This window comes from Marinobacter sp. F4216 (assembly GCF_019931195.1).
In the GTDB taxonomy this organism is placed as follows: Bacteria; Pseudomonadota; Gammaproteobacteria; order Pseudomonadales; family Oleiphilaceae; genus Marinobacter; species Marinobacter suaedae.
The window spans coordinates 732,797-745,582 of sequence record NZ_JAIOUO010000003.1; the positions used below are offsets into that span (position 1 = coordinate 732,797).

The window sequence follows — 12,786 nt, forward strand, 5'->3', positions numbered from 1 at the left end:
CGGTTAGAATCCGGGGTCTCTATTTTCCCATTTTTTATTCGATCGGAAGGACTGATGACCGCGACGCGCAAGCCGACTGCACTGATTATCCTGGATGGCTGGGGCCACCGTGACCCGGCTGAAGACAATGCCATCAGCAACGCCAACACGCCGTTCTGGGACAAACTCTGGCAATCCCAGCCAAAGACCCTGATCAACACCTCCGGCATGTTCGTGGGGCTGCCCCAGGGTCAGATGGGCAACTCGGAAGTGGGCCACATGAACCTGGGCGCGGGACGCGTGGTGTATCAGAGCCTGACCCGTATCGACAAAGAACTGGAAGACGGCAGCTTCCAGAAAAATGAGACGCTGTGTGCCGCCATCGACAAAGCCGTCAGCGGTGGTCGGGCGGTTCACCTGATGGGCCTGCTGTCACCAGGTGGCGTTCACAGCCACGAAGATCACATTCTCGCTGCTGCCGAGATGGCGGCGAATCGCGGAGCGAAAGAAGTCTACATCCACGCCTTCCTCGATGGCCGGGACATGCCGCCGCGCAGCGCCAAACCATCCCTGGAAAAGGCCGCAGCCAAGCTGGAAAGCCTGGGCGTGGGGCGCGTTGCCTCCATCGTCGGCCGCTACTTTGCCATGGACCGGGACAACCGCTGGGACCGTGTCGAAGGCGCCTACAACCTGATGACCCAGGGCAAAGCAGCGTTCACCGCAACCGACCCGGTCAGCGCCCTTGAGCAAGCCTATGCCAGGGAAGAGAACGACGAGTTCGTGCAACCGACCCGAATTTATTCCGCGGGTCAGCCGGAAGGCACCATCAACGACGGCGACACGGTTCTGTTCATGAACTTCCGGGCCGACCGTGCCCGGGAAATGACCCGCGCGTTCGTCGAGCAGGATTTCGATGGTTTTGATCGGATCAAGCATCCTGAACTGGCGGATTTCGTCATGCTCACTGAGTATGCGGCAGACATCAAAACCAGCTGCGCCTACCCGCCCGAGCAGCTGTCCAATGGCCTCGGCGAGTACATGGCCAAGCTGAACAAGACCCAGCTTCGCATCTCCGAAACCGAAAAGTACGCTCACGTGACTTTCTTCTTCAACGGCGGAATGGAAACTCCGTTTGACGGCGAAGACCGCATTCTGGTCCCCTCCCCTCAGGTGGCCACCTATGACCTGAAGCCGGAAATGAGCGCACCGGAAGTCACCGACAAGCTGGTGGACGCCATCAAGAGCGGGAAGTATGACCTGATCGTGTGCAACTACGCCAACGGCGACATGGTCGGACACACCGGCAAGCTGGATGCCGCCATCAAGGCAGCTGAATGCCTCGACACCTGCGTGAAGCGCGTTATTGAAGCGCTTGACGAGGTCGGCGGCGAGGCCCTGATTACGGCCGACCATGGCAACTGCGAGCAGATGACCGATCCGGAAACCGGACAGGTTCACACGGCCCACACCAGCGATCCTGTGCCGCTGGTCTACACCGGCCCGCGCAAGGTTTCCTTGCTGGATGATGGCAGCCTGAGCGACGTAGCGCCCACGCTCCTGGCCCTGATGGGACTGGAGCAGCCCAGCGAAATGACCGGGCACAGCCTGGTAAAAGCTGACTGACCGCTGCGAACTGACAGCCGTGTTGCGGTTAATACCGGCTCTGCTCATCACGCTTCTGGCAGGCACCTCGGCAGCTCTGGCCCAGGATGAGGTTACGCCGTCCCAGGTGCGAGAACTGAAGGAACGCATAGCGGGCATCGACGAGTGGCTGAGCGATGCAGAACGAGATCGCTCAGCGCTTGAACGCCAGCTTGCTGCAACGGAGCGGAAAATAGGCCGCCTGACCCGTGAGCGCCGGGATCTGGAGCAACGCACGGAAAAACTGAAGGCCCGCCTGAAAGAACTGGAGCAGGAAGAACGCCAGCTCGTTACCAACCTGAATCGACAGCGGGACAGCCTGAAACGTCAGATCCGGGCCGCCTGGATGGAAGGTGACACTCCGGCCATCAAGGTTCTGCTTAATGAAGTCGATCCGGACCGGGTCGCTCGCACCATGACCTACTACGAGTATCTCAGCCGGCATACGGTTGAGAGCCTGGAAGCCTTCCGCGCCAGTCTCCGGGAACTGAAAGACGCCAGAGCCAGCATCCAGACCACTCGCACCAACCTGGCCCGCACCGCCGCAGACATTGCCAGCCGGCAAGCCGAGCTGGACGAAAGCCGCAAGGAACGCCAGCAAACCCTGGCCAAACTCAACAGCGACATCCGTACCCGTAAAAGCGAGCGGGAGAATCTGGAAGCTGACCGCCAGCGGCTGGAAAAGCTGCTCAGGGAAGTCCAGCAGGCGATCGCCAACATCCCTGCCCCCAACGAATCCCAGCCATTCAGCTCATTGCGCAACAAGCTTCCCTGGCCCGTGCAGGGCAAAATCGTCAGTAACTACGGCGATCAATACGCCGGTGGCAAGCTGAAACGAAGCGGCCTGCTGATCGGCACCGGCGAGGGCACCGAGATCAGGGCCATCCACTACGGACGAGTCGTTTTTGCCAACTGGCTTCGTGGCTTCGGCTTGATGACCATCATTGATCATGGCGATGGCTACATGACACTCTACGGCCATAACAGCAGCCTGTTCACCAGCCCGGGCGACTGGGTGGCAGCAGGCGAGCCCATCGCTGTTGCAGGGCGTACCGGCGAGGCTGAAAGCCCCGCGGTGTACTTTGAAGTTCGCCACAATGGCAAGCCGGTCAATCCCAGGCGCTGGCTTGCGAACTGAGTACTCCCAACAGGGCTGACAAACGAAGCGCTGGACGCCATACTGTCTGACATCAGGGAAACAAGTCCAACTATTGGAATAAAAACAGGATATGTGAATGAAGCGGGCCAGACGTCCATCCCATGCTCTTCCTCTGAGTGCCATTGTCCTAAGCACTTTTTTTACCGCTATCCCCGGACTGGCACTTGCCCAGGATCAGGAAGATGATGGTAGTCAGACCTACCAAGGCACCGTTAATGGACAGCAGGTCGAAGTCACCCTGCCGGACCCGGAGAAGCAGCTTCCGCTGGAAGACCTGCGCAAGTTCACCGAGGTCTTTGCCCGTATCAAGGATGCTTATGTGGAAGAGGTGGATGACCAGCAACTGCTGGAAAGCGCCATCAAGGGCATGCTTTCCGACCTGGACCCGCACTCCACCTACCTTGCCCCCAAAGACTACGAGGAACTGGAGGAAAGCACCTCCGGCGAATTTGGTGGCCTGGGCATTGAGGTTGGCATGGAGAACGGCTTCGTCAAAGTCATCGCACCGATTGATGACACCCCGGCCCAGAAGGCCGGCGTGCAGGCCGGCGACCTGATCATCAAGCTGGACGAGAAGCCAGTTAAGGGCATGACCCTCGAAGAGGCCGTGTCATTGATGCGGGGCAAACCAGGCAGCATCCTCACCCTGACCATCATGCGCGAGGGTGAAAGCGCCCCAATCGAAATCGATGTCGAGCGGGACATCATCAAGGTCACCAGCGTGAAATCCCGCATGATCGAGAACGGCTACGGCTACGTCCGCATCACCCAGTTCCAGGCCGAAACCGGCAACCAGTTCCGCCAGGCACTTGAGTCGCTGGAAGAAGAGAATGGCAACACCCTGGACGGGCTGATTATTGATCTGCGCAACAACCCGGGCGGCGTCCTCCAGGCTGCGGTTGAGACCGCCGATGCCCTGCTGGACCAGGGATTGATCGTTTACACCGAAGGCCGTATCCAGAGCTCCCGCCTGCGCTTCAGTGCAACTGCAGGAGATTTCATGCCAAGCACGCCGGTGGTTGTGCTGATCAACGGCGGATCCGCGTCTGCCTCCGAAATTCTGGCCGGCGCTCTCCAAGACCATGGACGTGCCGTGATCATGGGCACCCAATCCTTTGGCAAGGGCAGCGTACAGACGGTTATCCCGCTGGACGAGGCTCACGCCATCAAGATGACCACCGCCCGTTACTACACCCCCGATGGTCGCTCCATTCAGGCTACCGGAATCAAGCCGGACATCGAGGTTCGCCCGGCTGAACTGACAGAGCTCGACAGCCAGCCCTTCTTTACCGAGGCGGACCTGAGCGGCCATCTGGAGGGCCAGAACGAAAACAAGGATGGCGAGACAGCCAAGGAAAAAAACGGCCCTTCGCCAGCTGAACAGGATTATCAGCTTCGCTCCGCCCTGAACCTGTTGAAGGGCCTTCATATTTTTGGCAGTAAAGATGGAAACACCGCCATAGAGGGACAGGATATCAGCCAGTGAAGTTGTTCCGCCTTACGACGGTCCTGGCGGCCATACTGGCCGCCCCATTCGCAACGGGTAACTCAGATACCCCGGACAAACCAGCCGACAAGGCCCTGCTTCCGACCATCGCCATCATCATCGATGATATGGGGCACAACCGGGAACAGGGCGAACGCCTGGCCAATATGGAACAGCCCCTGACGCTGGCGTTCCTGCCCTTCCGCCGCCACACCGTGTCGCTGGCTGAGCTGGCACACCGTCAGCGCAAGGAAATCATGCTGCACTCCCCCATGGCCAACACCCGAAACTTCTCACTGGGTGCCGGCGGACTGACCTCCGACATGGATGAAGCCAGCATTGCCACCACCCTTCGTCGTTCCCTGCAGGCTATTCCCCATGTGCGGGGCGTGAACAATCATATGGGCAGCCTGCTGACCCAGAGGCTGGAAATGATGGACTGGGTAATGAAGGAGCTGACCAAGTACCCGGTCTACTTCGTGGATAGTCGCACCATCGCTACTTCGATCGCCGGGGACGTGGCTCAGGCCTACCAGATTCCGAGCATGACCCGGGATATCTTCCTCGACCACGAGCAGTCTGAAGAATTCGTTGACCGTCAATTCAAGAAGCTGATCCGGCGCGCGAAGGAAAATGGCACCGCCATTGGCATCGGTCATCCACACAAGGTGACGGTCGATTACCTGGATAAACACCTGCCCGAGCTGGATGCCCAGGGCGTAGCCATTGCGACCATCAGTGGCCTGTGGGCGATTCGGAATGGTAATCGGGAAATGTTCGCCGACGGGGAAAAGCAGGCCATTTCGCCTGCCCTGGCCCGGAATCCGTAGAGGAAAGCCTCAGTCCCGGACTTCAATCCCCTGATTTTTCATGAAGGCCTTGGCCTCGGGAATGGTGTGCTGGCCAAAGTGGAAAATGGACGCCGCCAGCACCGCATCGGCACCCCCTTTGGTGACCCCGTCCGCCAGATGCTGGAGCTCTCCGACGCCACCTGAGGCAATCACCGGAACACTGACGGCATCACTGATAGCCCGCGTCAGGCCGAGATCGAAACCAATTTTGGTGCCATCACGGTCCATACTGGTTAACAGAAGCTCGCCCGCACCCAGTTCGACCATTTTCCTTGCCCAATCCACAGCATCCAGGCCAGTTGGCTTGCGGCCACCGTGGGTAAAGATTTCCCAGCGCGGCTTTTCGCCCTCGGCGCTCACCTGCTTGGCATCAATGGCCACGACAATGCACTGACTGCCAAACCGGTCGGCAGCCTCACGAACGAACTCCGGATTGAACACCGCCGCAGTGTTGATGGACACCTTGTCGGCACCCGCATTCAGTAGCTTGCGGATGTCATCGACGGTACGCACGCCCCCACCCACGGTCAGTGGAATAAAGACTTCCGCCGCCATGCGCTCGACGGTTTCGTACGTGGTATCGCGACTCTCATGACTGGCCGTGATATCGAGAAAGGTAATTTCATCGGCGCCCTGTTCGTTGTAGCGACGGGCCACCTCAACCGGATCTCCGGCGTCACGGATATCAACAAAGTTAACACCCTTGACCACCCGGCCCTTATCAACATCCAGACATGGAATAATGCGCTTTGCCAGTGCCATGACAGCCCCCCTTACGCCTTCAGGCTATCGCAGTAGGCCTGAGCTTCCGCCACGTCCAGTGTGCCTTCGTAAATCGCTCGCCCGGTGATGGCGCCCAGCACGCCCTGATCGGCCACCGTGGCCAGGCGCTTCAGGTCATCCATATTGGTTACACCACCGGATGCAATAACGGGAATGCCGCCTTCGCGGGCCAGTGCGGCAGTGGCCTCCACGTTCACGCCCTGCATCATGCCATCGCGGCTGATGTCGGTATAAACAATGGAATCGACGCCGTCGTCAGCAAATCGCTTGGCCAGGTCAGTCGCCATCACTTCGGACACTTCCGCCCAGCCGTCGGTGGCGACCCGCCCGTCCTTGGCATCCAGGCCCACAATAATGTGGCCTGGAAAACGCTTGCACATCTCGGTTACGAATTCGGGCTCTTTGACAGCCTTGGTGCCGATAATCACCCACTGGACACCGGCTTTAAGGTAAGCCTCGATGGTGTCCACCGAGCGGATACCGCCACCAATCTGAATGGGCAGGTCGGGGTATTTGCGCGCGATCGCCTGAACGATCTCACCGTTGACCGGCTCACCGGCAAAGGCGCCGTTCAGATCCACCAGGTGCAGTCGGCGGGCTCCAGCGTCTACCCAGCGGGTAGCCATATCAACCGGGTCATCACCAAACACCGTGGAATCGTCCATTCGGCCCTGGCGCAAACGAACGCATTTGCCGTCTTTGAGATCAATGGCGGGAATAATCAGCATAAAACAGAATCCGTGTTAGCGAGTCAGACCGTCCGGTTACTGACCGGACCAGTCAACGAAGTTTTTCAGAAGCTGGAGACCGGCGCGGGCGCTTTTTTCGGGGTGAAACTGCACCGCGAAGATATTCTCCCGGGCAACGGCCACCGCCAGGTCGACGCCGTAATGACTCCGGCCCGCCATGTCGGCATTGCCTTCGGCCTCGGCATAATAGCTGTGCACGAAGTAGAAACGGTCACCATCCGGAATGTTATGCCACAGGGGATGATCGACGGTCTGGTAAACCTCGTTCCACCCCATGTGCGGCACTTTCAGGCGTTCACCGTCCTCAACCAGGTTGTCACCGAAGAAACGGACCTCTGACGGGAACAGACCGATACCCTCGACACCACCGTTTTCTTCGCTGCGGGACATGAGCGCCTGCATACCAACACAGATGCCGAGAAACGGGCGGTCCCGGGAAACTTCCCGAACCAGCACATCCACGCCCAGCCGGCGAATTTCGTGCATACAGTCACGGATGGCGCCGACGCCGGGCAGGATCACATGGTCGGCTTCACGGATCTGGTCGGCGTTATCGGTAACCAGCACGTTCACATCGGGTGCAACGTGCTCGACCGCTTTTCGGGCAGAGTGCAGATTCCCCATACCGTAATCGATAATGGCAACGGTTTTCATAGTGCGCTTCGCTGTCCTTGAACGATTACAGGGAGCCCTTGGTGGACGGTGTAATACCGGCCATCCGCTCATCCATCTCGATGGCCATACGCAGGGCGCGACCAAAGGCCTTGAAGACCGTCTCGATCTGGTGGTGGGTATTCTTGCCCTTCAGGTTGTCAATGTGGAGGGTCACCATGGAGTGGTTCACGAAGCCCTGGAAAAACTCGCCAAACAGATCCACGTCGAAGCCACCCACCACCGCACGGGTGTAGGGCACATCCATCAACAGGCCGGGGCGGCCAGACAGGTCCATCACCACCCGTGACAGGGCCTCATCCAGCGGAACATAGGCGTGACCGTAACGGCGAATACCTTTTTTATCCCCGACGGCCTGTTTGAAGGCCTGACCCAGCGTGATACCGATGTCTTCCACGGTGTGGTGATCGTCGATGTGCAGGTCGCCTTTGCAGACGATGTTGAGATCGACCAGCCCGTGACGGGCGATCTGATCCATCATGTGTTCGAGGAAGGGAACGCCGGTATCAAAAGTAGCCTTACCGGTGCCGTCGAGATCAATCTCAACGGTAATCTGGGTTTCAAGGGTATTACGCTCTACCCGAGCCTTGCGTTCGGCCATTAGGGACTCCGTCACTTTTGGGCGACATAATGCCGCAAAGTTTCAATCCGCGGATTATACAGTCTAAGCCCGCCGGAGTCCCACAGGCTGATCAACCACGCTGTTTGACCAGCGGTTTTAGAACGCCGACTTCAGGTTGTTCATGTAGATATCAACCAGACCGTTGAACTCGTGCTTCACCACCGGGCTGATGGCAAGCTTGAGCAGGCTCGGCAGCGGGAGGGTCAGCTCCGCATTGGTGCGGAACTTGGCAACAGTGGCGTTATCGCCCTTGGCGCTCAGCTCCCAGGCTCCGCGGACAATACCGTTACCCTCGCCCTTGATGGGCTCCCAGGTAATCCTGCCGGCGTCTTTGTCCGCGTGATACTTGCACGCGTAAACAGACTGAATCGCGTGTTTGTCGATCCCCACTTTTTCCATTTCCCAGCGGTAGGTGTTATCCCCCAGATCGGTCAGCTGATGAACTTTGGGGAAATGACTGGCAGAACGGGGAACATCCGCCAGCAGCTCAAACACCTCGTCAAAGCCGCCTGGTATTTCAATTTCCCGATTCAGCTCGATGGTTACAGTAATGGCCACGGTCGCTCCTTTTATTGTGCTTATACGCATCAAACTTGTTGAAAATAAGAAGGTTCGTATTGTGACTTAACACTACCGCATTTTCATACTCCCCCGCTGTTAATTTGTTAACCCTGCGGTATCCTTTCGTTAATCGGCGACCACCGTCGCACACTTGGCAACACATTCCCGGGAAAAGGAAGCCACGATCATGAAAGTTGTTCGTTATTTGCTGATCGCCATTGTTGCACTGATCGTCCTCGCCGCAGTGGCAATTGCCATCGCCATGGCAGTGATCGACCCCAACAATTACAAACCACAAATTGAAAATGCGGTGGAAAAACACACCAACCTGGACCTGGTACTGGACGGCGACATCAGCTGGTCCTTTATCCCTCTTGGCATCGAACTGAACGATGTGGAAGCCAATCTTGAGGGTGGTCGCCTGGTGGCACTGGAACAACTGGTGGCGCAGGTGGATTTCATGTCCCTTGTCACCATGTCGCCCCGGGTCGGCACCTTTGCCCTGAGTGGGCTGGATGCCCGCCTGGAAGTCAATGAGCAGGGCGAAGGCAACTGGACACGGATCATGCCGGAAGGCACAAGCACCGCCGAGGCCGAACAGCCGGCGCAGGAGCAGCCCGCCGAAACAGACAGTGAACCGGCTCAGGAGTCCGGCGGCGAACCCCTGGCGTTCAACGTCGAGAACATTGAAATCACCAACGCCCAGGTACATTACACGGATAAGCGCACAGGCCAGGCCGTCACGCTGGAGAACTTCACCGTGAATGCCAGTGACATTGCGCTGGATTCCGAATTCCCTCTGGATGTGACCTTCCGTGTCGAAACCGCCAAGCCCCAGTTCGAGCTGGACGGCGACATCAGCACCCGCATTGAAGCCAACGAAGCACTCAATGCCTTCGCCATTTCCGGACTGAAAGCGGTGTTCGATATGGCGGGAGAACCCTTGGGCGGCAAGTCCGTGACCGCCGAACTCGAAGGCTCCGCCAGCGCTGATCTTGAAAATGAAACCGCGACTTTGAGCGACTTCACCCTTGGCCTGGCCAACCTCTCCGTTACCACCGATCTAAACGTGAAAGGCTTTGGCGACAAACCCACGGTCAGCGGCACCTTCGCCCTGAACGAATTCTCTCCGAAGGCCTTGCTGGAAACCCTGGGCCAGGCACCGATCGAAACGCGAGATCCGGACGTGCTTGAGTCCGTGGCATTTTCAACCAGCATCGGTGGCGCCGAGGGCAACATCGAAATGTCCGATATCAAGCTGGCACTGGACGACACCACGTTTGAGGGCTCAGGCAGCTTCAACCTGACCAACCAGGCGACAACCCTGAACCTGACCGGCGACAAGCTGAACCTTGACCGTTACCTGGCACCGGAGGCGGAAGGCGACACCACCGAGCCGGCACCTGAAGAGACAGCAACCAGCAAGACCGCCAGCAGCAACTCCGGAGAATCCGACCTCCTGCCGCTGGAAGCCCTGCGCGCCCTGCTGCTGGATATCGACCTCGGCCTCGGTGAACTGATCGCCAGCAACCTCACCATCAATGACATCAAGGCCAGCACCACTGCCAAAGACGGCTTGCTGAAAGTCGACGAGTTCAGCGGCAAGCTTTACGACGGTAGCTTCGGCGCCAACGTCACGCTGGATGCGCGCAACGATGCCCCCGACTGGAAAGTAAGCGCTAACGTCACCAATGTGCAGACCCTGACATTGCTGACCGACCTGGCGGAAGTGGACATGCTCGCCGGGGGCGCCAATCTGAAGGTCAACGTCACCACCAAAGGAAACCGGACTACCGTGCTTCGTGATAACGCGAAAGGCGAGATCGGATTCAATCTGGCCGAAGGTGAGTTCCGCAGAATGAACCTTACCCGCATGGCCTGCCAGGGCATTGCACTGGCCAATCAGGAAAGCCTCGGCAACAGTGGCTGGGGCACCACTACCCCGTTCAACGACATGCGCGGTACCCTGAAGATCGATGGCAGCACCCTTGAAAACACCGACCTGGTAGCCGCCCTCGCCGGCATGACGCTGGAAGGTGACGGCACTGTAAACCTCGAGCAGAAAAACCTGGATTACGAGGCCGGCCTTCGCATCACCGGCGAAATCCACCGGGACGAAGCCTGCCGCGTCAGCGATGTCGTCCAGAACGTGGTTATCCCGGTTGAATGCCGGGGCAGTCTGACCGACGACCCTGCCAAGCTGTGCTCTTTTGACGGTTCCCGTTTCCGCGACACACTCAAGGATATGGCCGCCAATGCCGCCAAGGCCAAAGCGGAAGAAGAGCTGGACCGCGCCCAAGAAAAAGCCGAAAAGAAAATCCAGGAAAAGCTCGAGGAGGAGCTGGGTGACAAACTGAAAGGTCTGTTCAAGTAATGCCTGACAGCTTCGCCGGGCGCTTGCTCGAATGGTACGACCAGCACGGCAGGCACGACCTGCCGTGGCACCACAACCGCAATGCTTACCGGGTCTGGGTGTCTGAAATCATGCTTCAGCAAACCCAGGTGACCACGGTCATCCCCTACTTCAATGCCTTTATGCGGCGTTTCCCGGATGCCCGCGCTCTGGCAGAGGCGCCGGAAGATGATGTGCTCGGCCACTGGTCCGGACTGGGCTACTACGCCCGCGCCCGGAACCTGCAAAAAGCCGCGAAAACGGTCATGGCTGAGTTCGGAGGTGAATTCCCACAAGATCAGGACAAACTCGAGAGCCTGACAGGCATCGGGCGCTCAACCGCCGCCGCTATCCTGGCCCAGGCCTTCGGCAAGCGGGCCGCCATTCTGGATGGCAACGTCAAGCGGGTTCTGGCCCGCTACCACGCCGTACCCGGATGGCCGGGCCGGACCAGCGTCCTGAACAGGTTGTGGGAATACGCGGAACAACACACGCCACACGATCGTGTGCGCGACTACACCCAGGCCATCATGGACCTGGGCGCCATGGTGTGCACCCGAACGCGACCACAGTGCGACTCCTGCCCTCTGCAGGCGGACTGCACCGCCTACGCTCGTGGGGAGGCCACTCTTTATCCTGGTTCCAAGCCCAAGAAGGCCAAACCGGAAAAAACCACCTGGATGGTCATTTTGGAAGACTCACAAGGCAGAATTATGCTGGAGCGACGTCCACCGTCCGGCATTTGGGGCGGCCTGTGGAGCCTGCCAGAACTGGACCCGGCTTTCGGCGCAGACGAACTACAGGATGCCTGTGAGCGGAAGCTCGGCATTGCCTGCGAAACGCCTCAACTGATCAGCGGCTTCCGGCATACCTTCAGCCACTATCATTTGCACATTCAGCCAGCCCGGCTGCGCGTACACAGCAGCCACGTCGTTGCTGATAGCGACAACCTGCGCTGGCTGCACCGGGACGAAGCGCTTACCCTGGGCTTGCCGGCCCCCATTCGCACCCTGCTCACTGACGCCGAACAGGCAGCGCTGCTCTGACGCACCGGGGTGCGCCAGAGCCCCTCCCCTTTCTGGTATCATGCCCGCAGATTCATTCACCTGAAGGAGCGACCATGAGCCGCACCGTTTTCTGCCGCAAGTATCAGAAGGAACTCGAAGGCCTGGACTTCCCCCCCATGCCCGGCAAAAAAGGCCAGGAACTGTTCGAAACCGTCTCCAAACAGGCGTGGGAAGAATGGCAGTCCCAGCAAACCATGCTGATTAACGAAAAGCACCTGAGCCTGATGGACCCGAACACCCGCAAATACCTGCAGGCACAGATGGAACACTTCCTCGACAACGAACCGTTCGACAAGGCCGAAGGGTACGTGCCACCGGAGCAATAACCGCTCATTGGTCAAGGGCTGAACAGCACCGAAAAGATTCGGATTTTTTTGCCACTCAGCCTTGACTCAAAACAGCGAAACCGGTTTAATAGCGCCCCGTTGCACGACAGCACTGCAACATGCCCGGATAGCTCAGTTGGTAGAGCAGGGGATTGAAAATCCCCGTGTCGGTGGTTCGATTCCGCCTCCGGGCACCAACGAATTCAGTGAATTAGCCCGCTTTCTAGCGGGCTTTTTCGTTTCTGGATGGCCTCATGGGACACTGATGGGGCACCACGCTATAACTTAGCCATCCAAATGCGTTCGCCCCCTGCCCAAATCCCCTCAGCGATTGATACTGCTAGCAGCGCTCGATTACCTGAAACCGATGACTAGTTAAGGCAAGCAGTTAATCAGGCGCCCGCGTGGAGCGCGACCATGGCTGATGCCGCTTCAATGGTTCCTTTCAGGTTTCTATCCACGCGCCCCGCGAGGCACGACAAATAACCAGTACGGCAG

The 12,786-nt window shown here is 58.6% G+C and carries 12 protein-coding genes and 1 tRNA gene; 8 read left to right on the forward strand and 5 right to left on the reverse strand.

The features are described 5' to 3' along the window. Positions 1–54: 54 nt before the first annotated feature. The 4 genes from gpmM (at position 55) to K8I84_RS08955 (ending at position 5,095) form a co-directional block, all read left to right on the forward strand. Entirely contained in the window at positions 55–1,602 is a 1,548-nt protein-coding gene (gene gpmM, locus K8I84_RS08940; protein WP_223794400.1) for a 2,3-bisphosphoglycerate-independent phosphoglycerate mutase, read from the forward strand. A gap of 19 nt (positions 1,603–1,621) precedes the next feature. Continuing rightward, on the forward strand, positions 1,622–2,758 hold the full coding sequence (locus tag K8I84_RS08945; protein ID WP_223794401.1) for a murein hydrolase activator EnvC family protein: 1,137 nt from the start codon (positions 1,622–1,624) through the stop codon (positions 2,756–2,758). Between the two features lie 97 nt (positions 2,759–2,855). Further along, positions 2,856–4,265: a S41 family peptidase gene (locus K8I84_RS08950; RefSeq protein WP_223794402.1), complete on the forward strand. Its 1,410-nt coding sequence runs from the start codon at positions 2,856–2,858 to the stop codon at positions 4,263–4,265. 23 nt (positions 4,266–4,288) lie between these two features. Beyond that, complete coding sequence (locus K8I84_RS08955) at positions 4,289–5,095, forward strand: divergent polysaccharide deacetylase family protein (protein ID WP_411722666.1); 807 nt, start codon at positions 4,289–4,291, stop codon at positions 5,093–5,095. A gap of 9 nt (positions 5,096–5,104) precedes the next feature. On the opposite strand, the gene hisF is transcribed toward K8I84_RS08955, so the two are convergent. From hisF to K8I84_RS08980, 5 genes are all read right to left on the reverse strand, one after another. Continuing rightward, positions 5,105–5,878, reverse strand: a complete 774-nt coding sequence (hisF, locus tag K8I84_RS08960) for an imidazole glycerol phosphate synthase subunit HisF (protein ID WP_223794403.1) — start codon at positions 5,876–5,878, stop codon at positions 5,105–5,107. 11 nt (positions 5,879–5,889) lie between these two features. Further along, entirely contained in the window at positions 5,890–6,627 is a 738-nt protein-coding gene (gene hisA, locus K8I84_RS08965) for a 1-(5-phosphoribosyl)-5-[(5-phosphoribosylamino)methylideneamino]imidazole-4-carboxamide isomerase (protein WP_223794404.1), read from the reverse strand. A 36-nt stretch (positions 6,628–6,663) separates the two neighbouring features. Beyond that, complete coding sequence (gene hisH, locus K8I84_RS08970) at positions 6,664–7,302, reverse strand: imidazole glycerol phosphate synthase subunit HisH (RefSeq protein WP_223794405.1); 639 nt, start codon at positions 7,300–7,302, stop codon at positions 6,664–6,666. A gap of 25 nt (positions 7,303–7,327) precedes the next feature. Further along, entirely contained in the window at positions 7,328–7,921 is a 594-nt protein-coding gene (gene hisB, locus K8I84_RS08975) for an imidazoleglycerol-phosphate dehydratase HisB (RefSeq protein WP_223794406.1), read from the reverse strand. A 117-nt stretch (positions 7,922–8,038) separates the two neighbouring features. Continuing rightward, on the reverse strand, positions 8,039–8,500 hold the full coding sequence (locus tag K8I84_RS08980) for an SRPBCC family protein (protein ID WP_223794407.1): 462 nt from the start codon (positions 8,498–8,500) through the stop codon (positions 8,039–8,041). Positions 8,501–8,690: 190 nt separating this feature from the next. On the opposite strand from K8I84_RS08980, the gene K8I84_RS08985 reads away from it, so the two are divergent. The 4 genes from K8I84_RS08985 (at position 8,691) to K8I84_RS09000 (ending at position 12,485) form a co-directional block, all read left to right on the forward strand. Next, positions 8,691–10,877 (forward strand): AsmA family protein, encoded by a 2,187-nt coding sequence (locus tag K8I84_RS08985; RefSeq protein WP_223794408.1) that lies wholly within the window; start codon positions 8,691–8,693, stop codon positions 10,875–10,877. Further along, entirely contained in the window at positions 10,877–11,941 is a 1,065-nt protein-coding gene (mutY, locus tag K8I84_RS08990) for an A/G-specific adenine glycosylase (protein WP_223794409.1), read from the forward strand. The genes K8I84_RS08985 and mutY overlap by 1 nt, the downstream gene beginning before the upstream one ends. A gap of 74 nt (positions 11,942–12,015) precedes the next feature. Next, positions 12,016–12,288: an oxidative damage protection protein gene (locus tag K8I84_RS08995; RefSeq protein ID WP_223794410.1), complete on the forward strand. Its 273-nt coding sequence runs from the start codon at positions 12,016–12,018 to the stop codon at positions 12,286–12,288. 121 nt (positions 12,289–12,409) lie between these two features. Beyond that, positions 12,410–12,485, forward strand: a tRNA-Phe gene (locus K8I84_RS09000). The last annotated feature ends 301 nt before the right edge of the window (positions 12,486–12,786 follow it).

Excerpts from the sequence above, each read along its gene's own strand:
- mutY (WP_223794409.1), top strand. The coding sequence starts at position 10,877 with ATGCCTGACAGCTTCGCCGGGCGCTTGCTCGAATGGTACGACCAGCAC.
- hisF (WP_223794403.1), bottom strand. The coding sequence starts at position 5,878 with ATGGCACTGGCAAAGCGCATTATTCCATGTCTGGATGTTGATAAGGGC.
- K8I84_RS08950 (WP_223794402.1), top strand. The coding sequence starts at position 2,856 with ATGAAGCGGGCCAGACGTCCATCCCATGCTCTTCCTCTGAGTGCCATT.
- K8I84_RS08985 (WP_223794408.1), top strand. The coding sequence starts at position 8,691 with ATGAAAGTTGTTCGTTATTTGCTGATCGCCATTGTTGCACTGATCGTC.
- K8I84_RS08995 (WP_223794410.1), top strand. The coding sequence starts at position 12,016 with ATGAGCCGCACCGTTTTCTGCCGCAAGTATCAGAAGGAACTCGAAGGC.
- hisB (WP_223794406.1), bottom strand. The coding sequence starts at position 7,921 with ATGGCCGAACGCAAGGCTCGGGTAGAGCGTAATACCCTTGAAACCCAG.
- hisH (WP_223794405.1), bottom strand. The coding sequence starts at position 7,302 with ATGAAAACCGTTGCCATTATCGATTACGGTATGGGGAATCTGCACTCT.
- hisA (WP_223794404.1), bottom strand. The coding sequence starts at position 6,627 with ATGCTGATTATTCCCGCCATTGATCTCAAAGACGGCAAATGCGTTCGT.
- gpmM (WP_223794400.1), top strand. The coding sequence starts at position 55 with ATGACCGCGACGCGCAAGCCGACTGCACTGATTATCCTGGATGGCTGG.